Genomic DNA, 24144 nt, shown 5'->3' on the forward strand with positions numbered 1-24144 from the left:
GTACTTGACTACAAAAGTTTTTGCAGGCTGGTTGAGACTTGTGTCTAAGGGTTCCAAACTTTTGTAGTCTATACGCAGATTGGTATCGGGAAACCAAATTTTAAAATGAACGAAGACCCTGCCCAAGACTACAAAAGTTTGGCATCATGCATTTGTTTCACCGAACCTCATACTAAACTTTTGTAGTCGAGTCATACTCCTTGTTCCTTTTAGCCTTTTCTGTGCATCTCCCTGTCTCTGTGCCTCTGTGGTTCAAAACCTGCGCCCTGGCGCTAAGCCTAAATAGCATAAAAAAACCCGGTGGGATGCACCGGGTTACTGTTTATAACTATAATCAGAACTTACAGAAAATAGCGCTTCTGCTCAATGAAGGCATCGGCAATGCGACGGCGGGCGTCTTTGCTGTTGAATGATTGTGCCTTGGTAAAGCGTTTGATACCCATAAGGATCATGCGTTGCTCATCGCCTTCGGCAAAGGCATTGATGGCATCTTTACCCCACTTGTTGATGTTATCTGCTGTGTCATACAAGTAGCAGCCCAGGATGTCCTTATAAAGACCATTTCCACCTTTTTCAGCCAGCTTCATAACACGCAATAACAAACTTTCAGCCACAAAAGTTTCAATGGCCATATCGGCAATGTTCATCAGGATCTCCTGTTCGCTCTCCAGCTTCATCATCAGTTTTTGAGCCGCCGCACCTGCTGTCAGCATCACTGCTTTTTTGAAGTTGGCTACCAGCTTGCGTTCGGCCGCAAATGGTGTTTCATCCTCATCGCCAAAGTCAGGAATGGACATCAGCTCCCCTTGCACTTTCATGGCAGCGCCCATCAGGTTCAGGCGGCCTTGCATGGCGCGCTTAAGGGTCATGTCAACTGTTAAGAGGCGGTTGATCTCGTTGGTGCCTTCAAAGATGCGATTAATACGGCTGTCGCGATAAGCGCGGGAGATCTCGTATTCGGCACTAAAGCCGTTACCACCATGAATCTGTACGCCTTCATCTACCACATAATCCAACACCTCGCTACCATTTACTTTTAAGATAGCACATTCTATGGCGTATTCTTCAGCGGCATTCAACAGGGCTTCATTGAATGGTTTGCCAGCAGCTAAGGATTCTTCTTCGTTATCAGAGATCCACTTAGCCGTTCTGTATAAGGCACTCTCACAAGCAAAGATCTTGATCACCATCTCGGCCAGTTTGTGCTTGATAGCACCAAAATTGGCAATAGATGTTTTGAACTGTTCGCGGGTGATAGCGTATTCTACAGAAGTAGTGGCTGCCATTTTTGCACCACCTACAGCTGCTGCGCATAATTTCAAGCGACCAATATTCAGGATATTGAAGGCAATTTTATGGCCCTTGCCAATATCACCCAACACGTTTTCTACCGGTACTTTACAATCCTGGAAGTACAATTGTACGGTAGAAGAACCCTTTATACCCATTTTGTCTTCTTCGGGCCCTTGTGTAAAGCCCTCAAAGCCGCGTTCTACAATAAAGCCGGTAAACTTGTCGCCATCTATCTTGGCAAACACGGTATATACGTCTGCAAAACCACCATTAGTGATCCAGCACTTCTGACCATTCAGGAGATAATACTTACCATCTTCGCTCAGGCGGGCTGTTGTCTTAGCACTTAAGGCATCGCTACCGCTGTTAGGCTCTGTCAAGCCATAAGCGCCTATCCATTCGCCGGTAATGAGCTTGGGTATGTACTTCTGTTTTTGTTCGTCGGTTCCAAAATAAAGAATGGGTAAGGTACCAATACCGGTGTGAGCCGAAATGGCTACAGAAAAAGAGTGACCGGCACCTAAGTATTCGTTTACGATAGTAGATGTAACAAAGTCTTTACCTAAACCACCATATTGCTCGGGGAAGGCCGTAGCCAGCAAGCCTTGCTCGCCTGCTTTTTCTACCAGCGAGCGCATGAGTCCGGGCTCCAGACTATCCAGCTCATCAAGGCGGGGTTTTACTTCTGCTTCCAGAAACTGGTTACACATGTCGCGAATCATGTGCTGTTCTTCCGTAAAATCTTCCGGGATGAACGTGGTTTGCGGATCGCTTTCCTTAATCAGCCATTCGCCGCCTTTCAGGGTAGATGTTGTTGTTTGTGCGGTGCTCATGGGGGTGCTTTTTGGGTTTATAATTATGTTTTTTTTAGTGTGTTTAACGCTTCAAGCTACACGCTGCACGCAAAGAATATGCTGTAAGCCATACGTTTCACGCTGTACGCAATAAAGAGGCTGTTCTGCTTGTAGCTTGTAGCGTACAGCGTGTAGCCTTCTCACTGTTCTGCCTGCCCATTCAGGTTATCATACACCTTCTGCAATACCTGTTTGGACAGTTCAACGTGCTCGGGTAGTACGCCATTCAACGCTTCGTTCAGGGTTTCATTCGCCATGTTCATGGTTTGATCCTGCAGCTTTTGCGCCTCCTTGGTCAGGTAGATCTTGTTGATCCGCCTGTCTGTTTCATCGGGTACGCGTTTTACCAGATTCAATTTCTCCAGGTTGTCTACCAGGCGTGTGATGCTGGGTTTATCGCGAAAGGTAGCGGTACACAGTTCCTGCTGGCTCATGCCATCGTCTTTCCATAAGTGGTACAAAACGCTCCATTGTTCAATGGTTAAATTCAAGCCTACGGCGTTGAACTTCTTTTGCAGACGGCGGGCAATGGCGGTGGACGCCACACCGGCGATAAAGCTGTATAATTCTCCTCTCTTGAATTGGTTGTTTGGCATACAGTTGTTTATGCAACTAAGTAAATTTAGCACAATTCCTTAAATAAAGAAACATCCTTTGAAAAAATTATTTAAAGGGTAGCTTTGGCCCTCATGCTGCTACTGTTCACTACAATTTTCTTGCTAGGTTCCTATGGTGTACTGCTCCGATATTATTTACATAGTTGGGAGAAAGCTGGCCGGTATGAACCATTGCCTTTGCAAGAAATCCCCTTTATTTCGGTAATAGTAGCTGCACGTAATGAGGAGCACACTTTGCCTCAATTGATCCAATCATTGAAAAGACAGGACCATCCTCAAGATGCATTTGAAGTCATAATTGTGAATGACCATTCGACCGATGGAACAGCGCAGCTGGCATTGGACTTGCCAGCCAACTTTCATATGGCAGTGCCAGAGGTGAATGCTGCAGATTCTTCAAAAAAGAAAGCGATAGCCTTTGGTATAAGCCGGGCTAAGGGTGAATTGATTGTTGTGACCGATGCAGATTGTGTGGTGCCGCCTCACTGGCTGCCAACTATCGCAGCTTTTCAACAGCAAACAGGCGCCCAGTTTATAGCCGCCCCCGTGAAGTTTACTCATGATAACAGCTTATTACAGGCATTTCAGGCGCTGGACTTTTTAGTACTGCAAGGCATAACAGCAGCCAGTGTATCGGCTCGCTTTCACAGCATGGCCAATGGTGCTAACCTGGCCTATACAAAGCAGGCGTATACTAATGTGAATGGCTTTGAAGGCATTGATGCCGTGGCCAGTGGCGATGATATGCTGCTGATGTACAAGATCTGGCAGCAGCACCCCGAGCAGGTGTTGTACCTGAAAAGTAAGGAAGCCATTGTAACCACGGGGCCTATGAAAACCTGGGGCCAGTTTATCAACCAACGCCGCCGCTGGGCCAGTAAGACCTTTCACTACGAGGATAAGAAGGTGATGGGTGTAGCTGCATTAGTGTATGGCGTGAACCTTTGGTTTGTGGTGTTATTACTAGCCAGTCTCTTCAATAGCACAAACTGGCTAGTACTGCTAGGTTCTCTATTTGTTAAGTTATTTCTAGAACTTCCCTTTGTTAATAGTGTAGCACGCTTTTATAACGAGCAAAAACTGCTTTGGTACTTTCCTCTTTTTCAACCGCTGCATATACTATACACAGTAAGTGTTGGTTTCCTAAGCCAGCTGGGAGCTTATGAGTGGAAAGGGCGGCAAACGAAGTAGAACTATGATTAATAGGAAGTAGAGGATTAGAAGAAAAGAGTTGATAAGTTGACAGAGGAAGGAATTGGAAGTTTGGATTAAGAGGATTAGTTGAGGGAAGGGCTATAAGTCGTAAATATGAGATGATGTACGATCAGCAAAGCTTTCAATGCGTGTAGCTTATAGCTTGCAGCGTATAGCTTACAATGTATAGTTCATTGACCACTCAACATTCACGCTTCACAGCTTCTCTCCACAATACTTACAGAACTTGGCGTCGGCATCATGGCCTTCCCGGCCACAGGAAGGGCACACATCGCGGTGCTGTGACTTGGTGCGGGCAGCAATAGCCATTTCGGTAGTAAGAATACCTGTAGGCACAGCAATGATACCATAACCCAGGAGCATGATAACACTGGCAATGAGCTTACCCAAGGATGTAACCGGCGAGATATCGCCATAACCTACCGTGGTAATAGTAACGATAGCCCAATAGATACTAGCGGGAATACTGGTGTAGCCGTTTTGTCCACCCTCTACCACATACATCAAAGAACCCAATATGATAACAATGGCCAGCACGGCCAGCATAAAGATGCTGATCTTCTTCAGACTGCTTTTGATAGCGGTGCCAAGAAAGTTCATTTCGGAAATAAAGTGGGTAAGCTTAAAGATGCGGAAAATGCGGAGCAGGCGCAGTGCGCGCAAAACCAGTAATGATTGCGCGCCAACAAAGAATACACTCAAGTACATTGGGAGAATGGAGAGCAGGTCGATCAAGCCCAAGACACTGGTAACATAGAGTAAAGGTCGTTTTACACTCACCAGGCGCAGGATATACTCCAGCGTAAAGATGCCTGTAAAGATCCACTCCATTATAAAGAACTCATTACTGTAAGATTGGTGTAACCTGGCAATACTGTCTAACATCACCACACTGATGCTGGCCAGGATGAGTACCAGCAGGCCTATGTCGAAAGCCTTGCCAGCCACTGTGTCGGACTCAAAAATAATGGTATGCAACCGATGGCGCCAGGGCGCGGTATCGTTTGGTGTGGGCATAGGATAAAGATAAAACTAAGAGAGGGAAAGAGGGGAAGGAGGAAGAAGAGAATTAGCTGATTAGCTAATGTGCCAATTAGCTAATGAAAGCTACGAGCGGTGAGCTGTGAGAAGGAATTGGGGATTAGGGATTTGGAATTGGGGGAAAAGAGAATGTTCAATGATTAACTCACATTTTTTTATGAAGAGAGTAGGTTGATTATTAAAAATGGAAAAGCACTCCTTTGGTTGAGTGCTTTTCGTTAATAAAGTCTTCGCATTTCTTCTCCTTAGCTCTGTGCGAAACTTTTCCTCCCCATGGTTCTTATTCGCCATTTACAATTTATTCTCGATGGCAAAGCCATTTTCTGCGCCATACAGCTCCTGTGCTTCACTCACCTTGGCCAGCATATCTTTTTCCTTAGCGGCTAGCGTGGTCAAATTGTCGATTAATTTCTGTACTTCTTCTTTAGTAACACTGGACTTTAATCTTTCAAAAGGAAGAAAAGCCTCTTGTAACAAACGCTTTTCATAGCTCAAAAATTCAATAACAGCCAAACGTAAGGACTTGGAGTTATTAATGTCTTTCATTGTTACCACATATTCAAGCTTTTGGTTAATAAAATTCTCCAAACGCACTCTGTATGGTTTTATAAGATCATAGCGTCCCGTCTTATAAGCGTCACCAAAAGCCTTCCCCCACTCTGATCCAGCCTGGTATAATGAGTCTGTGATATCGGCCATTGCGTCATTAAGTTCAAGCGCTGTAGTAGGCTGTTGTGCTTTAGTTATGAATGAAATAAAAATAAAGAATAGTGTTACTAATAGGGAACGGATTGGATGGCGCATAACATTTGCTTTGATTAATAAGCAAAGAACAAATTAAAAACCGCAAAATCCAAATCACAAATTCCAGAATTCACATTCCAGCTCACCTCTTATCACTTAACACTATCATGCTGTCATTTTAAGTTGGGTGGTCTCTTTAACGAAGGCTTCTTTATAGTCGTGTGCAAACTGTTCAAAACTGCGAGGGGAATTGCCGGTGATCCATTCAATATGGTTGGTTAAAAAGCGTGCCTGTTCGTTCTTCTGATAGCGATACAACTCCAACATGGCATCGCGGATCCACTCGGGCGTACCAGCCACGCGCATACCGGCCAAGGTTTGGCTTTCCGATACCACTACATAATTGATGCGTCGCTCCAGTACGGCGGTAAGGATATGCGCAATCTCGTAGTTGCTTAATGCCTGCGGACCGGTCAGCGTATAGGCGTTGCCCTCATGACCTTCTTCTGTAAGCACCTTTACGGCCACATCGGCTACATCTCGTACATCTACTAAGCTCACACGAGCTACGCCCAAGGGCAGATAGAATGCACTATGCGCCTTAATGTTGACGCCCATGAAGCGGGCATAGTTTTGCATATAGCTCTGGGCACGCAGAACCGTTATGGCTTTACCGGTTTGCTCCAGCTCTTGTTCCAGTTGACGATGAACCTTGGCCAATGCTGTAGGCTGCTCCGCTTCAGCTCCGGCTATGGACAGCTTTACCACGTGCTTAACACATCGAGAACGCCCAATTTCTTCAATCACACGGCTTTCCATCTCCATCATGTGCGCGGTAAATGGTGTGATCAAAAACACTTTGTCTACACCATCAAGTGCAGCTTGTATTGAGGAGCGGTCGTTATAATCAAAATGAACTAGCGGAGTATGCCCATAAGGATGGCCTTGTCGACTAGCGCCTTTTACATCTAAATCGTTGCGCTGGGAAAGAGTATCAAAAATAAACTGGCCGGTGGTGCCCGTAGCACCGGTAACAAGTATACGGTTCATGGTGGCTTTTCTTAAGGTTAAATGATTACTATATAAGATTAAGGGCAGGATGGTCGGTTGATCGCATGGTTAAAGGTTTTCTTTTGTAGATTAAACCTTTGGTCGCACCTATACAAGATGCAGGCCAGAATTGAAAAAGTGGATAAGTATTCGTCTATTCACACCATGCAACAGTAGTGGTGTGCACACTAAACTAGAAATAGCAACGTCGCTTTTCTAATCGTCCTAATTATATACAACTAATGCAGCAACTTAATGTTCTTCTTTTGATGTAATAGTGCCACAGGATCATGGTGGCAATAGTGCGGTGGGGTTTCCAGGGTTCGGCAATGATTAACAGTTCTTCTTTTGTAGGCTTTTCCAAATGCATTAACATCTTCATAGCATTGATCAATGCCAAGTCGCCAAGCGGGAATAAGTCCAGCCGTTGCAAGGCGTGCATCAGGTAGATATCTACTGTCCAATCGCCAATACCTTTTAATTGCTTGAGTGTGGTGCGCACTAATTCATCGGGCTGTTCGGACAACCATTCCAAATTAATGTGATTGGTTACAATTGATTGAGCCAACCCTCTGACATAAACGATCTTTTGCCGGCTGAAATAACAACTGCGTAACTCCTCATCACTTAATGCCAATATTTTTTCCGGCGTAATGGTAATAAGTTTTTCCAACAACTTTTTATAAGCCGCAAAAGCGGAGGCAAGAGAAACTTGTTGTTCCAGTATAGTCAATACTAAAGTAGAAAAGGTATTGGAGCGTGTCCATACTGGCGGATAGCCATACTCCCTGATAACAGTTGCTAAGTGTGTATCCTTGGCTGCCAGTCCATCACAGATACTATAGAAATTGCTGGAGTCAAATGTCTGAACCATTGAGAACTAGGATTGATTGGATTAAAAGGATGATGAGGAAATAGAAGAACTAAGATTATAGGATTAGAAAGGACGAATAGGAAAAAGGTTGAGATATTGAGAAGAGGTATATGCCACCGATAAAAAAGAAAATAGGAAAGCTGACCATTATAGCCAGCTTTCCTATTTTATCAGTCTGTTTTTATTTCCTAATAATCTCAACAATCCTGAAAATCCTAGTTTTATCCTAGTTCTATACTTTCGCCTTGAATTTCGCGATTGCCTCCTTGGAAAAGTGGCTCAATACCAAGCGGCCACTGATCTCGGCGCGTTTACTTAACAAGTCATCCCAATCGTCCGTGCCTGACCAGAACATCTTTTTCATTTCTTTCATTGCTTCCGGACTGCTGTTCGCTAATTGATTAGCCAAGCGGGCAATGGACTCTTCCATACCCTCCAGCGCTGGATGCAGTTCTGCATACAGGCCCTTACGGCGCGCCCAATCGCTATTACGCCACATGTTGGCATCGATGGCTAACTGGCTAAAAGCAGATGTACCAATCTTTCTTTCCACAGCCGGCCCAATCACAAACGCACCAATACCTACGGCCAGCTCGCTCAAGCGTACCTCAGCGCCTTCTACTGCAATAGCATAATCAACCGCTGCCGCCAATCCTACACCGCCACCCACACATTTGCCATGAATGCGGCCAATGATCAGCTTAGGGCAGTGGCGCATGGCGTTGATCACGTTGGCAAATCCACTAAAGAAAGTATAGCCTTTTTGAGCATCATTGATAGCTACCAGTTCATCAAACGAAGCACCTGCACAAAAGGTTTTTTCGCCACCGGAGCGCAATACAATCACCTTTGTGTCCCTGTCTGTACCCGCTGCATGGATCTCATTTGCCAAGTCCACCAGAAGGCGGTGGGGCAGTGAATTACTTTGAGGATGGAAGAATTCAATTGTAGTGATACCGTTATGGGTCTCACTTGTAACATAGCCATTTACTAAATCCTGAACCATATCTATTAATTTTTTGTTTCTCGCAGAGGCGCAGAGAGCGCGGGGTTAAAATTATTTACTATTCTTTTAATACCGTTTTTCAACAATGCCTCGTTGAAGTTAATAATTAAGCCAACAGAAATATCAGTCAGCTTTAAATATGTTAGCAGCTGCTTGTGATGAACAGGCGCCAATATCTCCACTGATTTTATTTCAATGATCACTCTGTTTTCTACAATCATATCTGCACGAAATCCAACTTCCATTTTAATGCCATCATAGAATACAGGAATGGGAACCAGCCTTTTCACATCCAATCCTCTTTTATTTAGGCAATGAGTCAAAACTTCTTCATAAACTGACTCAAGTAATCCCGGACCTAAATCGTTATGAAGTTTTATTGCTTCATCAATAATAATACCTGTAATATCATTTATTTCCATAGGGAATGATTGCAATACATTAGTGAACAATCTTTCCAATAGAAGTTTCTTAGTACAATCCTTATCTCCTCCGCGTCTCAGCGCCCTCTGCGTGAAACTATCCTTTCCTCTTAGCCACCATTGTTAAAATGGTGGCGATGCCGACGTGTTCGTTGGATTCGTCGAGCATTTCTACATACCACTTGACAATACCTTTGGGTATATCATTTTCGTCCTTAGGATCTTGGGGCAGTTTTTCCTTACAGGTAAAGCGGATATAGAGCTCGCTGCCGGGGTAGACTGGTTTGGTGAAGCGCAGTTCGTCAATGCCATAGTTCAACAAAACAGGGCCTAACTCACTACCATCAACAAACAGGCCGGCCGCAGCGCTCATAATGAAATAGCCGTGAGCTACCTGGCGTTCAAACATGGTACCGGTGAAATCGGTATTGATCTTATGCGCATAGAAGTGGTCGCCGCTTAAATCAGCAAAGGAATCGATATCCGCAGATGTAATAATTCTTCTTTCAGTAATAAGCTGGTCACCAACCTGCAGGTCTTCAAAGTATTTGCGAAAAGGGTGTACACCATCGTGACGTCCCTTGGCATTTGCCTGGTAGGTTTGAGTGATCTCTGTAAGTGTAGTTGGAGAACCTTGCACGGCTACACGCTGCATGTAGTGTTTTACACCACGCACACCGCCCATTTCTTCACCACCGCCTGCACGGCCTGGACCGCCATGAATGAGCATAGGCAATGGTGAACCATGACCTGTGCTTTCTTTGGCGCACTCCTGGTTCAATACCAATATACGGCCATGGTGGGTAGCAGCACCTACCACAAACTCTGTGGCTAATTTATCATTGGCTGTTACTATAGAGCAGCAAAGTGAACCCTTCCCCTTTTTGGACAGTGCAATGGCATCATCAATATGAGAATACGGCATGATAGTGCTTACCGGACCAAAGCACTCAATATCGTGCACGTTTTCACTTTTGAAAGGATTATTGTTAAGTAATAAAATTGGAGATATGAATGCCCCGCGACTGGCATCAGCATCAATTACTTCTACGCTATCTAATGAACCGTAAACGATCTGTGAAGTGGCCAGTAATTTTTGGATGTTTTCTTTTACACCATCGCGCTGCTCTTTACCTGCCAAGGCACCCATGCGCACTTTTTCATTTAGCGGATTACCAATAGTAGTTTGACCCAGTGCCTTACCTAAAGCAATGTAGGCGTCTTCAATCAAGTGCTCCGGCACAAAAATGCGGCGGACGGCTGTACACTTCTGTCCGGCTTTTACAGTAATCTCTTTACGCACTTCTTTAATAAAGATGTCCCACTCTGGCTTGTCTGGAGTTACGTCTTCACCCAACACAATACAGTTTAATGAGTCGGCCTCCATATTGAACGGCACGCTTTGCTCCAGGATGTTGGGATGTCCTTTCAGCATCAGGCCTGTACTTTTGGAGCCCGTGAAAGTGACCACGTCTTGTGCGTTTACGTGATCTAATATATCGCCAGCGCTTCCGCAAAGCAGTTGCAATGCTCCTTCAGGTAAAATGCCAGAAGCAATGATCTCTTTCACTACGGCTTCGGTAAGATAGGAAGTGACTTGTGCCGGCTTTACTACAGCGGGTACTCCGGCCAACCAGTTAACAGCACATTTTTCCAGCATACCCCACACCGGGAAGTTATAGGCATTGATGTGAACGGCAACGCCTTCTTTTGGCACCAGTAGGTGATGGCCCATAAACGTACCGCCCTTACTTAAACCAATAGGATCGCCATCGGTACAATAAGGCAGGTCAGGAAATTTGCGGCGAAGTGAAGCATTGGCAAACAGGTTACCAATACCGCCTTCAATATCAATCCAGCTATCGGCCCGTGTAGCACCGCTGCGATAGCTAAGCTGGTAGAATTTGTCTTTGCGCTCCATCAGGTACATGGCCAAGGCTTTAAGCATGCGGCCGCGTTCATGGAAAGTCAATTTGCGCAGGGCGGTATTACCTACTGTTCTGCCATACTCCAGTACACCGGCAAAGTCCAAACCTTTTGTGGTAGCATAAGCAATTGTGTCGCCTGTAACAGCATCATACAATGCCTGCCCGTCGCCATCGCCTGAAACCCAGGCTCCTTTGATGTAGTTCTCTAGTTTCATTATGTCTATAGTTACAATCGTTTGAAATGAAGGGAGTAAAGGTATTTGAAATTAGTATAGCTACGAGCCGTAAGCTATGAGCTGTGAGGAGGGAGCTGCGCACACCACCGGCCCCTAAAGAGGAGCGCTTCGCGCTTAGTTATTTCACGCAGAGGCGCAGAGACGCAGAGAAAAGGTTTCGCACAGAGGAAAGGAGAAAAGGAGGACCACGGATTGGTGGGATTTAATTGGGATGAACAGGATTTAAAAGAATAAGAAATGCCTGTAAATAGAAAAGCACTCCACCAACGGAGTGCTTTTCTATTTTATTTTCTTCTTTCTTTATTGATTATTGAACATTTCCTCACTTCATCATTCTCCTTCCCTTGTCAACTTATCACCTTGTTAACCTGTCAACCCTTCTCCTCCCAATCCTCCTCCATCCTAATAAATCCTAGTTCTACTTTCCCTCCGCGCCCCCGGCGCCTCTGCGCGACACCATATAGCGCGAAGCGCCCTTAGCGCCAGCTAGTGGAAACGCTTTACGAAACCGTAATACCAAACTGCCGCAGGTGATGCAGGGCGTGTTTGTATAACAATTGTACGTTCTGGGGGTAATTCAGATCGCCAAAGAAAGGATTTCGTGTTAGCTGGTGTGGTTTTTTTTCAAATGTCTTAAAGAAGAAGTCTATCTCTTCCTGCAGTTCAGAAAGGGCCAGCTCAATGCTTTTATTTCGAACCGGTACAGGCACTTCCGGCATCAATGGATTGAGAGTATTTTCTTTAAAAGGTTTATCGCTGGCTAAAAAATCCTGCATTTTAGGCACATTGCCTGGAGGAGTAATGATCTCTGTATATTCGGTTTTACCGGAGGCCATCCGCACGGAATCGCTGAAATGTTCAATCATTTGCTGCAATGTCATTTTGCCCCAGGCAGGTAGTGTATCAGAAGGAATTTGTTTCAACAAGGAAACAAATTGTGATTGCAAAAAGACTTCTTTTCCATTTTCCATACCGCCAAATTAATAAAACCCATCGGAGTAAAATGATTATGATAGTCTTAACTCATCACCCATTCCGATGGGGGTGAAAAAATCAGTAATTTTTCCCAATGAAACTAACCAAAAACCTACTGCCTTTTTTGGTATTGGGACTTTTTTACTCCTTGCCCGCTGCTTCTCAAAAATTGATTGAAACACTTGATACCTACAACACCTCCTTTGTTCAGGAAAAAATGTATGTACACTTTGACAAGCCTGTTTATAGTAGCGGTGAAACCATATGGTTCAAAGCCTATCTATTGAACAGCAACTCTTCCTTATCCACTAGCACCAATTTTTATGCGGAGTTATTAAATGAAGAAGGAACGGTTGTTGAACGCAAGGTGTATCCCATTTTTGAATCCAGCGCTACAGGCAGTTTCGACATTCCCCAACAGACAAAAAGCAACCATCTCCTTTTTCGAGCTTATACAACCTGGATGCTGAATTTTGATACTGCATTTTTGTTCACAAAACCAATCAACATCCTTCATCCGGTACCACAGGCAAAAGAAATACAACAAACAACAACGCAGCTTCGCTTTTTTCCAGAAGGTGGTAATTGGGTAACCGGATTGCCCGCAGTACTTGCCTTTAAAGCAACAGATAACAACGGCCTGCCAAAAACCATTAGTGGCGTTATTAAAAATACTGCAGGTAAAGTCATTACGGCTTTTAACAGTATGCATGATGGCATGGGGAAAGTAAGCCTGGATCCTTTACCCAATGATGCCTATTACGCCGAATGGAAAGATGAAAACAACCAGGTTCAAAAAACAACATTACCAGCGCAAGAGAAAACAGGCCTGGCGCTGGTAATAACGCCAACCGCTAGCCATATAGGCTTTACACTTACCCGAACAGAAGGAGAGCAATTAAAGAAGGTACAGGTAGTAGCCCAGATGTTTAACCAGGTTGCGTACCGAGCGAATATCAACTTTAAGGAAAGCCAGGTAAGTGGCGCCATTCCTGTGAATAAGTTGGTATCGGGCATACTGCAATTAACGGTGTTTGATTCGGATTGGAAACCATTGGCTGAGCGGATTGTTTTTATTAACAAGAATGATTTCGAGTTTTCGTCAGCTGTTAACCTTCTGGACAAGAACCTGGGTAAGCGTGGAAAAAACAGTATCGAGATTGAGGTTCCTGATACATTGAAAACCAACCTCTCCCTTTCCATTACCGATGCCGGGCTACTAGCAGGGAACATGGAAGAGAACATTATTTCCCAATTAATGCTTACCTCAGATTTAAGAGGATATATACATGACCCTGCCTACTATTTCTCTTCTTCGGCCGATTCTGTAAGAGAGCATCTTGATCTTGTTATGCTCACCAACGGCTGGCGAAGGTATAATTGGGAACAACTGGCACAGGGTATATTGCCCACCATTAAATTCCCAAGGGAAAATCACCTAAGCCTGCAAGGCAATATTTATGGTGTTGATGGAAGTAAGATTTCTGATATGACCCAGTTGAATCTTTTTATACAGGCAAAGGATTCGTCTCACCAGTTTTTAATAGCACCTGTAGATAAGACAGGACGCTTTGCAGTGAATGGTCTTCTGTTTTTTGATACTGTAAAGGTTTTCTACCAGTTTAATAAGGATGCCCGCCTTGATCGGAAAGCCACCGTAAAATTTGATCCGAACACGTTTAGAAAAGATATAGAAGTGCCATGGAATCCTTCTTTCCGTTTTTTCAATAACTCCATTTATTCAACAGAAAGAAATCAATTTTTTGCCGTCAAGCAAAACGAAGTGCTCCCCTTGTACGATAAGAAAGTGAAGACCTTAAAAGAAGTGGTTGTTAAAACGAAAGTAAAGAGCAGAGAAGAAGAGTTAGAAAAACGCTATGCATCCGGATTATTTCAAACAGGACATGCACGCAGCTTTAATATAGTAGACGATCCCTTTGCTATTAGCTCTATGAACGTATTGAATTATTTACAAAGTAGGGTAGCAGGCTTATTGATTTCTTTCAGTGGCGGCAGCTATACGGTAACCAGAAGAGGAGATGCGCCAGCTTTATTTATAGACGAAATGCAGGTGGATATGGATCAATTAGCTTCCCTACCCATGAGCGATGTTGCCTATGTAAAAGTGATCGACCCACCCTTTATTGGTGCAATGGGCAACGGTCCGGGTGGTGCCATTTCTGTATATACCCGAAGAGGAGGGGATGCTAAGTCTACTGCGAAAGGACTGGAGCAACGTTTACTAACCGGATATAATATGCTAAAGCAGTTTTATTCTCCTGACTACGCCACATTTAACCCCTTACATGAAATAGAGGATGTGCGCAGCACGCTTTATTGGGCACCTTATATCTTAACGGATAAAACGAACAAAAAAATAAAGATTGAGTTTTACAACAATGATGTATCTCAATCTTTACGTATTGTTTTAGAAGGTCTAAATGAAATCGGACAAGTAACAAGAGTGGAAAAGGTTATTCAGTAACCTTTTCCGCGATTACTTTAATTCACCCTCTATGTGATTACTTAACGCTTGGAAGATATCGTCAACAGAACCTTCACCTTTTATTACTTCCAGCTTTCCTTGCTGCTTGTAATGATCGGCAACGGGTTCTGTTTCATTTTTATATACTGTATAGCGTTTGCGGATAACGCTTTCATCGGTATCATCGCTACGGCCAGAGGTTTCACCTCTTAACAAAAGGCGCTTCACCAGTTCTTCTTCTGTTACTTCCAGGGCCAATACTTTATTGATAGCTGTTTTGCGCAAGGCCAACAACTTGTCCAACGCTTCGGCCTGAGCCACAGTACGGGGAAAGCCATCAAATAAAAAACCTTTGGCTTCAGGATGTTTTTCCAGGCAAGAATCGATCATGCCCACTACCACTTCATCAGGTACTAACTGGCCTTTGTCCATCAGGTTTTTAGCTTCTAAACCCAATGGTGTTTTATCGGCTATTTCCTGGCGAAGTAAGTTGCCGGTAGAAAGATGAATCAACCCAAACTTCTCAACGATTTTTTCTGATTGCGTTCCTTTTCCACTGCCCGGAGGGCCAAAGAGAATAATATTTAACATAATTGCTTGCTGAACCTTAAGTGACAAATATAGTTTAAAAACAAACAGGAAGGTGGGGGAAGCTGTGAGTGAAAGCTGCGAGCTATGAGCTATGAGCTGCGAGAAGAGAAGAGAGTTGTGAGCTACGAGGAAGGAAAATCGTTAGTTTTAAGAAAACCAAAACAACTGTATGAAAAATTTCAAACAATTAAAAATTTGGCAGAAGGGATTTGAGATTGCAACAAAGATGTACTTGCTTACTGACCATTTCCCCGAACATGAAAAATTCGGTTTGTCATCCCAGCTAACAAGAGCTGCCGTATCCATTCCTTCTAATATTGCGGAAGGAAGTAGCAGAAGCAGCCAAAAAGACTATGTGCAGTTTATTGAAATAGCTCTAGGCTCTTGTTTTGAAGCAGAAACGCAATTGCTTATTGCTGATCAAGTGAAATTGGGAAATAAAGATTTAAAGAGTGAAATGTTTACTCTTTTGGATGAAGAGCAGAAGATGATCATGAGTTTTATTAAACATATCAAAAGCTAGTATCTCGTAGCTCAAAGCTCATGGCTCGCAGCTCGTAATCCGTAGCTTTGTCACTTTCCTTTAACAAACTATACCCTCACAGGTTTCGTAGATTTGATATAAGACATTTGCATATGAAACATGGATTTTTGCTACTGGCTATGGCATTTAGCCTGCTCTCCTGCACGTATTCGCAATCCACTAAAAAAACAGCTATGGATACCAACGATAAAAAGAACCCGGTATACTCTAACTCTGATAGCGGTAAAGTCAATCTAACGGACGCTGAATGGAAAAAGATCTTACCGGAAAATGTTTACTACATTGCCCGGCAGAAAGGAACCGAAAGCCCCTGGAGCAGCAAATACGAAGATTCCAAAGAAGTGGGTACCTACTACTGTGCTGCCTGTGGCAACGCCTTATTTAAGAGCGATACCAAATTTGAAAGCGGCTGCGGCTGGCCTTCATTCTATCAGCCAATCAGCAAAGGCAGTATTATTTATCAACCCGACCACTCACACGGCATGGACCGCACCGAAGTACAATGTGGCCGCTGTAAAGCGCACTTGGGCCATGTATTTGACGACGGCCCACCACCCACCGGCTTGCGCTATTGCATCAATGGTGTGATTCTGGATTTTAAGAAAGCCCAAGAAGCGGAAGAAAAATACAAGAAAGACACTAAGCAATAGGAATATCAGAAATCGTGAAACGTCAAACGTGAGACGTGAAAGGAAGGCTGCAAGCTACAAGCTGCACGCAAAAGAAAGGCTGTTCAGCGTGTAGCGTAAAGCGTGCAGCTTTTCTATCCTACCGCCCCCTCATACAAGCGCAGGCGATTCTTCAGATACATCATTTCTTCCTGCAGTTTTTCCATGCGTTTTAGCAATTGCGTTACAGCATCAACCCCTTCCAGGTTGATGTGCAGGTCATAATGAAGGCGCATGAGACGCTCCAACTCCTGCAGCTGGTCGGCCTGTACAAATACACCCTGGTCTGTAGTTGTTGTTTCTATCAAACCATAATCCTGTAGGGAATGGATAAACGAAACTTCAATATTGTGTTGTGAGCAAAAGATGGATGCTGCTATCAGATTTTCCATTGCCAGTAGCCCTATTTTTTTAGTTTAGATAATTCGGTGAACAGTTCACGTTCGCGTTCGCTAAGGCCGGTTGGTATTTTTATCTGGTACGTGATATAAAGGCTTCCATGCTGACCTTCCTGTTTGTAAACCGGAAAGCCTTTCCCTTTTAAACGCACTTTTGTTCCATTTTGTGTTTCCGGAGCAACTTTTAATTTGATTTTACCACTCAATGTATCTATTGTCGCTTCTCCACCTAATACAGCTGTGTATAGATCTAGATCAATAGTAGCAAACAAGTCGCTTCCGGAGCGTTTAAATACGGGATCATCGTTTATTTGAAAGGTAATGTAGAGGTCTCCCGCAGGGCCGCCATTCACGCCCTGTTCGCCATGCCCTTTTAGTCGTATACGCTGGCCGTTCTCTACTCCGGCGGGTATGGTAATACGGATTTGTTTACCATTGATTGTGAGTGTGCGCTGATGTGTAGTGTAGGCCTCTCGTAAACTCAAATGCAACTCAGCCTCAAAATCCTGGCCCCGAAAGCGCGTTTGCCGGCTACGCCCCCTAGCCCCGCCTGAACCAAACATAGACTCAAAGAATTCTGAAAAGTCGCCGCCTCCAAAACCTTCATAACTTCCTCCCTGGAATCCTCTACCACCGCCAGCATATTGTTGCTGCTGTCGTGCTTGCTCAAACTGCTCGGCATGCTGCCAGTCTTTTCCATACTGGTCATACTTCTTGCGCTTTTCAGGATCGCTAAGCACCTCGTTTGCTTCATTGATCTGCTGAAACCGTTTATGCGCCTCCTGATCGTTTGGATTAAGATCAGGGTGATGTTTCCGCGCGAGCTTTCGGTAGGCTTTCTTTATATCGTCTGTACTGGCATTCTTACCAACGCCTAAGATTTGATAATAATCAACAAACTCCATAAGCCGCTTTTTAGTTATATAAACCGGTGGTATGGATGTAAAAATCAGGCCAATGGAGAGAGTGGAGGACAGTTGGCAGTTGATAGCTGGCAGATGACAGAGGATAGAAAATACAGGATACTGCCAGCTGCCCTCTGTCATCTGTCAACTAATCTTCATTATTGAAAGGCAAAACGAAACTTTAATGTTTTTTCAATCTTGATCTTGTCAGATGGGAAAACTTCACTTCCCAGCTTAAGAGGATCAGATTTGCTACCCAACAGCATAGTCAATTTTTGAAACAACTCCTCATATGGATTCTTAGTAGCATCGGACGCTTCAACAATTTGAGTGATAGGCCCTAGTTTTCGACCTGCCAGTTGTGCCAGGCGAGCCGCCTTTTGCTTACCTGCATCAATCAGCTTCACATCGAGCTTTTCATAAAAAGAAGCTATGTCGGGGTGACTAATTTTTACTACGCCACCTTCTACATCTGAACGATTGCCAATGGCAGTAAGGAAGCTATGTAGTGAATCGCGACTGTTAAACCGAAGGTTTAAGGCATAATCGTCATTAATAGAATAGCGACTATAATTATTCAGCATGTATTTATCTGCACCAGCTATATAATTCATCAAGGAAGTATAAGGGAGCAGCTCGCCGCCATGAGCAAGGGCTAATGCCTTTACTTGCTCCAGCTTCTCTTCGCGGGTTAACACCTTGGGCTTTGGAGGGGCTTTAGGCTGCGGCACCGGTTTGGCTTTGTTTTTTGGAGTGGGCGCCGCATAGGCAGCCGTGTCAATAGCTGTAGTTACATCCATATCCTCATAGCTCTCTTCTACTTTAATGTAATAGTACCATTCTTTGGGCTCAACCATCAACGTGTCTTTTACCGTTACTTCTACATATTGGTCTTGTGCTTGGGCCAGCGCGCCGCAAAACAAAAAAGCACTAAACAGGAGTCCTCTTTTTTTCATAGCAGGTATTTTGCGCAAGCTAAACAGATAGCCACACCTGCGTTCATAGACCTGTTTGAGCTGTTTTATTTTTTGAATGAACTACCTAAAACGTATGTTTTGGCTAAGTAGAAAACTATTGTTTAAATGAACGCTCGTAATACAATTGTACTAGCCCTTTCTTAAAATGTTTCACACTAATCAATTGCAACATTTGCTCTTGAAAACCTTCCTTGAATAAGCGTACACCTTTGCCCAATAAGATGGGAATAATTGATATATAAAACGCATCGACAAGGTTTTCTTGTAGCAACGTATGTATTACTTCTGCTCCTCCATCTATAAATATGTTTTTTCCATCCTTATGCTTCAAGTGGCGTATGAGCTCTTTTACATCGTCGGTATAAAAAGATATGTTTGCAACAGCAGATCTTGGTGTGCGGGTAATGATATAGGCTTCTTTATCTGCATGTGGAAATTCTGATACCTGGCGCATCACCCAATCATAAGTTTTCCTTCCCATCACTACGGTATCAACAGTTTGTATAAAATCACTGTAGCCGTAATCTTCGCCTTCTTGTTCTACTATGGATAGAAATGACAAATCATCGTTTGACTTAGCAATGTAGCCATCCAGGCTGCAGGCAATGTATACAACAACTTTTCTCATATCAGGTCTGTGTTTGGTGAACGGGTTGTTAGCGCAGGTATAATATAACCGTTACAGAAATAATTATACCTCTAAAAAAACACCAGCCACTCCCTAAAACTAATCATTTTTACACAAAGAAGCCCAGCCAAAAGGCCGGGCTTTCTCTTCTATTCTAAAACGCCCTTATTTACTTCCGCACCAGTTTAAACGTCTTGGTGACGGTGTTGGAGGGTCTGGACTTTGATGCTACGGTTATAGTAACGGTACCCACTTCATTGAAAGGGATGTTGGTAATGGTAACATGCTGCGGCGAAGTTGTAGTAGTATAGTTCTGAGAAAAAACCACTGCATTGTCTAAATCCTGGCGATAGACCACATTTACTGTCACGCCTTGAGGCGGCATCTTACTTAATACCAGCACTTTGAAATCGTAGGTAGTACCTAGGGCGCGGGCAATGGCAGAGCCCGCATCCGGATCCAGTGCCACCACCAGGTTTTGCTCGCCCAGATCATCACCGCCCAAATCTCCATAACAGCTGGACAGCCAAAAGGCTAACAGGCCAGCAAAAAGAGTTCTTATTAATAGTTTCATTGTTGTCTACAGGATTAGAGTTTAATAATAGATTGGGTAATTGTCTGGTTTCGGGTAAGATCAGTGATCCTGACCTGGTATATACCGGCACTCAGACCTTGCACGTCAATGGTGTTTTGAGTACCTACCAACTTGCTATTATACACGCGTTTGCCAAAGCTGTCAAAGAGTTGTAAAAAGAGTGGGTGGCTGCTCTGGTTTTTCACTACCAGTTGTTTCACCACAGGGTTGGGGTAGATAGTTACAACACCATTCCACACTTCTGGATTGTCAATACGGGTAGCTACGAAATTGTAAGGCGCTGAAATTGCTGAACAACTGCCAGACGTTGCTACCACACTATACACTCCCGAGGCCTGTACACGGTGGGTTTTACCGGTGGCACCCTGAATTAGTGTTGAGTTCAAGTACCATTGGTTACCGTTGGTGGCCGACGAGGTCAAAATGTTTCCAGTGGCCGTAATGGTAGGTACAGATGGTACAGGATTCACCGTAACAACTACAGGAGCCGACAACGCCGATACACAACCGTTTTCTTTGTATTGTACTGCGTAAGAGCCGCTAGCGGTAGCTGTATACGTGCGGTTGGTTTCCCCAGAAATCGCCACGCCATCCTTAAACCACTGGTTATTTACAACGGCGGCGGAAGATTGCATTTGCAGGTTTCCACCTTCACAGAAAGTATTGGGGTCGTGGAAAGTAATAGTGGGTGCGGCTAAGCTGTTTATAGTTAGGGTAGCTGATGCAGATGTTACACTTCCACAATCGCCAGCAATTACAACATCATACGTACCGGCGTCAGCTGCGCTAACGCTACTAATAGAATAGCTATCATTTGTAGCGCCTTGAATAGCTACTCCATTTTTGCGCCATTGGTAGCCCAGTACTGATCCATTAACTGCCACAGTGAATCCGGCACTTCCAGTACAAAGTGTCGCACTAGCAGGCTGACTTGTAATAACAATCGGATCTCTCAAGCTTAACGCCGCAACTGGCGAGGTCGCTGTTCCACAGGTGCCTGTCACTACCACATCATAATTACCGGCTTGAGCAGATGCAGTGTTAGAAATCGTATAACTAGTGCCGGTAGCATTCGTGATATTGTTGCCATCTTTACGCCACTGGTAAGACAGATTACTACCGGTAGCTGTAACAGTAAATGTAGTGGAAGCACCTGCACACACCGTTTGTGATGCGGGTGGGGCAGTAATTGCTGTAGCAGGGTTAACAGTAAGCACAGCAGCTGAAGAAGTAACAACGCCACAATCGCCTGTTACCACCACATCATAACCGCCAGCATTATCAGCACCGATAGCCGCTATTTCCAATTCACGATCAGTAGCACCGTTTATATCTATGCCGTCTTTGCGCCATTGATAACTCAGGTTTGCACCCGTAGCTGCAACAGAAAAAGTAGTAGTAGCTCCTTCACATTTTACCTGGCCTACAGGCTGGGTGGTAATAGCTGTAGAAGGGTTGACGGTAATCGTAAAAGTCTTCGATGGGCCAGAAGCAACACCTATAAAGTTGCCAAATGCTGTAGGAAGCTCCCCTACAGCCATATTCATTATAAATGAATTATCGGCTGTATTAAAAACAGATATGGTATTAGATAAGGTGCTATGGACAGAAAAATTAGCAACATATAGCTTGGAACCGTCTTGAGAAACCGAAATACCGTAAGGACTTTCCAAAAATTCATTAATGGTTGCCATGACTGTATTAGTAGATGCATTAATGACCGATACACTATTATCGGATCGATTCGCTACATAAACTTTTGTACCATCAGGGGAAACAGCAACACCTGTAGGCTTATTTACTCCAAGTATGGTGGCAACCACAGTATTACTTGCTGTACTGATAACTGATACGTTATCGGCATTTAAAACGTAGACTTTACTATTATCGGAAGAAACAGCGATACCCAAAGGATTAGATCCTGCCGGAAGTGTTATGTTACTTACATTATAATTGGTTGTATTAATAACAGATACCGTATTACTAGCATAATTTGATACATAAACCTTTGTACCATCAGGGGAAACAGCAATACCCGTTGAATTACTTCCAGTAGGTATGGTGGCAACCACAGTATTACTTGCTGTACTGATAACTGATACGTTATTAGAAACCTCATTTGATACATATACTTTAGTGTCATCGGGAGAAACAGCAATACCAAAAGGTCTAACACCTACAGGTACCGTTGCCATAACGGTATTGTCATTTGTGTTAATAATTGAAACCTCGTCTTTGTCGACGTTAGCTATATAGACCCTAGAGCTAGACCTACTTGCAGCAACACCATCTGGAGGACCCTGTATTGGAACGGTAGCTACTATATCAACAGCAACCGTATTGATAACTGATATCGTATTCCCAGAATTATTTGACACATACACTTTTGAGCCATCCGGGTTAGCAGCAATGCCTGTAGGCCTATCGCCTACACGAATAGTAGCAGCTACCGTATTTGTAGCGGTATTAATAACAGTTACATTATCAGAACCTGTATTAGCTACATACACTTTAGAACCCCTTACAGCAATGCCCCCGGGAGCATCACCTACTCCAACAGTAGCTTTAACGGTCCTAGTCGCCGCATCTATTACAGTAACATTGTCATTGTCATAGTTCGCTGTATAGATCCTGGTGCCATCTGAAGAAACAGCAATATCCATAGGTCGCGTTCCTGCAGGAAGTGGTATAGTAGCGGCAACAGTATTAGTAGCTGTATTAATAACCGATACAGAGCTGGAGTTGTAATTGGCAACATATACTTTAGTGCCATCTGTAGATATAGCAAGGCTATAAGGAATAGCTCCTACAGGAATATTCATTACACTATTATCGGCTGTATTAATGACAGATACCGTATGAGAAGCAGAGTTAGATACATAGACTTTTGAACCATCGGGAGAAACAACAACGTCATAGGGTTCATTTTGAACAGTTACATTAACTCCACTATTGTCAGCCGTATTGATGATCGATATATTATCTGAAACCAAGTTAACTACATACAGCTTAGTTCCATCGGGAGAAACAGCAATACCACGAGAGCTTGAGGCACCCGCAGGTAAGGGAATGGTAGTTCTGGCGTTAGTTGCCGTATTGATTACAGATACTACATTTGCCAATTGGTTAGCTACATATAGTTTAGTGCCGTCCGAAGAAAAAGCCATACCGCTGGGAGAAGTTCCCCCTCCTGCATCAATAGTTGCCGCAATAGGGTTAATATCCACACCCAGAACAGAAACACTGTTACTGGCAAAATTGGTTATATAAGCATATTCATTTGCCGGCGCTACTGTGATGGTACTGGTTATAGGTGCTGTACTATTGTTGACAGCTGTAAAGGCAGGTAAGTTCCCACTTCCATTAGCCGCCAGGCCAATAGCCGGATTACTATTGCTCCATATATAGCGAGCACCTGGGGTGCCGGTAAAAATGGTGGAGGTAACACTAGCTCCGTTGCACACTACCTTATTAGCGGGCTGGTCTACGGTAGGACCTTGTGCGTAGACGCTAGTTAGGGTTAACAAAACAATTAAAAAGAATAAAATTCTCTTCATGAATTAGCTGTATTTAATAAAATAAAAAGTAAAAATAGGCTCAACAGCAGCGGCTATCCTTACCTATAAATTAGATTACGTAGTACTACTAGGAGAGCTGCGAGGTGTGAGTTATGAGCTGCGAGATGAGTCGACAGTCGACAGAAAGAAAGTCAATAGTCAATAAGTCATAGATTATTGAATGAGTAAGGAGTCAGTAATGAAGGATAGTAGGACAATTATAGGAAGAGGGTAGAAGTTACAGCGAAGAATATCCTCTGTAAGTGACCACAGATTAGCAGGATTGATAATAGATGCAGGAAATGCTAGTGCAGAAGGTTCCTGTGCGTGGGTGCTCCCCTTTAGGGGCCGGGGGAGTGCGTTAGCCTACTCACCACTGACCACTCACCATTCACGAGCCTGGCTTCTGCCGCGCCGCACTACCTATCTTCCTGGTCTCTTGTACCTCTCCTGTACCTAGTCTGTACCTCTCCTGTACCTCTTCTGTAGGTAAGTCCGTACCAACTGCACAGATAAAGCCCTCTACCTGCCTTCGACATTC

General features: G+C 43.9%; 21 protein-coding genes. 4 read left to right on the forward strand and 17 right to left on the reverse strand.

Going from position 1 to position 24144, the window contains the following annotated elements; all coding sequences use genetic code 11:
• Window positions 1-341 precede the first annotated feature (341 nt).
• Window positions 342-2126 (reverse strand): acyl-CoA dehydrogenase family protein, encoded by a 1785-nt coding sequence (locus SY85_RS15015; protein ID WP_066405721.1) that lies wholly within the window; start codon window positions 2124-2126, stop codon window positions 342-344.
• A gap of 161 nt (window positions 2127-2287) precedes the next feature.
• On the reverse strand, window positions 2288-2743 hold the full coding sequence (locus SY85_RS15020) for a MarR family winged helix-turn-helix transcriptional regulator (protein ID WP_066405722.1): 456 nt from the start codon (window positions 2741-2743) through the stop codon (window positions 2288-2290).
• Between the two features lie 93 nt (window positions 2744-2836).
• Between SY85_RS15020 and SY85_RS15025 the strand changes: the two genes are divergently transcribed.
• Window positions 2837-3955: a glycosyltransferase gene (locus SY85_RS15025; RefSeq protein WP_066405723.1), complete on the forward strand. Its 1119-nt coding sequence runs from the start codon at window positions 2837-2839 to the stop codon at window positions 3953-3955.
• A gap of 219 nt (window positions 3956-4174) precedes the next feature.
• Here SY85_RS15025 and SY85_RS15030 read toward each other — a convergent pair whose 3' ends face one another.
• The 8 genes from SY85_RS15030 to SY85_RS15070 form a co-directional block, all read right to left on the reverse strand.
• Entirely contained in the window at window positions 4175-4996 is an 822-nt protein-coding gene (locus SY85_RS15030) for an ion transporter (protein WP_066405724.1), read from the reverse strand.
• A gap of 315 nt (window positions 4997-5311) precedes the next feature.
• Window positions 5312-5824: a hypothetical protein gene (locus tag SY85_RS15040; RefSeq protein WP_066405726.1), complete on the reverse strand. Its 513-nt coding sequence runs from the start codon at window positions 5822-5824 to the stop codon at window positions 5312-5314.
• Window positions 5825-5929: 105 nt separating this feature from the next.
• A complete protein-coding gene (locus SY85_RS15045) occupies window positions 5930-6814 on the reverse strand; it encodes an NmrA family NAD(P)-binding protein (protein WP_066405727.1) in 885 nt (294 codons plus the stop codon).
• 229 nt (window positions 6815-7043) lie between these two features.
• The gene (locus SY85_RS15050; RefSeq protein WP_066405728.1) at window positions 7044-7688 is read right to left on the reverse strand and encodes a DNA-3-methyladenine glycosylase family protein; all 645 of its coding nucleotides are present in this window, start codon (window positions 7686-7688) and stop codon (window positions 7044-7046) included.
• 232 nt (window positions 7689-7920) lie between these two features.
• The gene (locus tag SY85_RS15055) at window positions 7921-8694 is read right to left on the reverse strand and encodes an enoyl-CoA hydratase/isomerase family protein (protein WP_066405729.1); all 774 of its coding nucleotides are present in this window, start codon (window positions 8692-8694) and stop codon (window positions 7921-7923) included.
• Window positions 8695-8699: 5 nt separating this feature from the next.
• Window positions 8700-9116, reverse strand: a complete 417-nt coding sequence (locus SY85_RS15060) for a GxxExxY protein (RefSeq protein ID WP_066405730.1) — start codon at window positions 9114-9116, stop codon at window positions 8700-8702.
• Between the two features lie 97 nt (window positions 9117-9213).
• A complete protein-coding gene (gene paaZ / locus SY85_RS15065) occupies window positions 9214-11259 on the reverse strand; it encodes a phenylacetic acid degradation bifunctional protein PaaZ (protein ID WP_066405731.1) in 2046 nt (681 codons plus the stop codon).
• Window positions 11260-11780: 521 nt separating this feature from the next.
• Window positions 11781-12251 carry a hypothetical protein gene (locus tag SY85_RS15070; protein ID WP_066405732.1) on the reverse strand — a complete coding sequence of 157 codons (471 nt, stop codon included), beginning with the start codon at window positions 12249-12251 and terminating at the stop codon, window positions 11781-11783.
• Window positions 12252-12349: 98 nt separating this feature from the next.
• On the opposite strand from SY85_RS15070, the gene SY85_RS15075 reads away from it, so the two are divergent.
• Window positions 12350-14740, forward strand: coding sequence for a hypothetical protein (locus SY85_RS15075; RefSeq protein ID WP_066405733.1), 2391 nt, complete (start codon window positions 12350-12352; stop codon window positions 14738-14740).
• Window positions 14741-14752: 12 nt separating this feature from the next.
• On the opposite strand, the gene SY85_RS15080 is transcribed toward SY85_RS15075, so the two are convergent.
• The gene (locus SY85_RS15080; RefSeq protein WP_066405734.1) at window positions 14753-15331 is read right to left on the reverse strand and encodes an adenylate kinase; all 579 of its coding nucleotides are present in this window, start codon (window positions 15329-15331) and stop codon (window positions 14753-14755) included.
• A 169-nt stretch (window positions 15332-15500) separates the two neighbouring features.
• On the opposite strand from SY85_RS15080, the gene SY85_RS15085 reads away from it, so the two are divergent.
• Window positions 15501-15854 (forward strand): four helix bundle protein, encoded by a 354-nt coding sequence (locus tag SY85_RS15085; protein ID WP_066405735.1) that lies wholly within the window; start codon window positions 15501-15503, stop codon window positions 15852-15854.
• 113 nt (window positions 15855-15967) lie between these two features.
• Window positions 15968-16525 (forward strand): peptide-methionine (R)-S-oxide reductase MsrB, encoded by a 558-nt coding sequence (gene msrB, locus SY85_RS15090; RefSeq protein ID WP_066405736.1) that lies wholly within the window; start codon window positions 15968-15970, stop codon window positions 16523-16525.
• Between the two features lie 113 nt (window positions 16526-16638).
• Here msrB and SY85_RS15095 read toward each other — a convergent pair whose 3' ends face one another.
• The 6 genes from SY85_RS15095 to SY85_RS15120 form a co-directional block, all read right to left on the reverse strand.
• Complete coding sequence (locus SY85_RS15095) at window positions 16639-16935, reverse strand: chaperone modulator CbpM (RefSeq protein ID WP_066405737.1); 297 nt, start codon at window positions 16933-16935, stop codon at window positions 16639-16641.
• A gap of 11 nt (window positions 16936-16946) precedes the next feature.
• On the reverse strand, window positions 16947-17846 hold the full coding sequence (locus SY85_RS15100; protein WP_066405738.1) for a DnaJ C-terminal domain-containing protein: 900 nt from the start codon (window positions 17844-17846) through the stop codon (window positions 16947-16949).
• Between the two features lie 158 nt (window positions 17847-18004).
• Window positions 18005-18802, reverse strand: coding sequence for an SIMPL domain-containing protein (locus SY85_RS15105; RefSeq protein ID WP_066405739.1), 798 nt, complete (start codon window positions 18800-18802; stop codon window positions 18005-18007).
• A gap of 115 nt (window positions 18803-18917) precedes the next feature.
• Window positions 18918-19451 carry a dihydrofolate reductase family protein gene (locus SY85_RS15110; protein WP_066405740.1) on the reverse strand — a complete coding sequence of 178 codons (534 nt, stop codon included), beginning with the start codon at window positions 19449-19451 and terminating at the stop codon, window positions 18918-18920.
• A gap of 169 nt (window positions 19452-19620) precedes the next feature.
• On the reverse strand, window positions 19621-20025 hold the full coding sequence (locus tag SY85_RS15115; RefSeq protein WP_066405741.1) for a hypothetical protein: 405 nt from the start codon (window positions 20023-20025) through the stop codon (window positions 19621-19623).
• Window positions 20026-20039: 14 nt separating this feature from the next.
• Window positions 20040-23603, reverse strand: coding sequence for a beta-propeller fold lactonase family protein (locus SY85_RS15120; RefSeq protein ID WP_066405742.1), 3564 nt, complete (start codon window positions 23601-23603; stop codon window positions 20040-20042).
• Between the last annotated feature and the right edge of the window lie 541 nt (window positions 23604-24144).

This window comes from Flavisolibacter tropicus (assembly GCF_001644645.1).
Lineage (GTDB): Bacteria > Bacteroidota > Bacteroidia > Chitinophagales > Chitinophagaceae > Flavisolibacter > Flavisolibacter tropicus.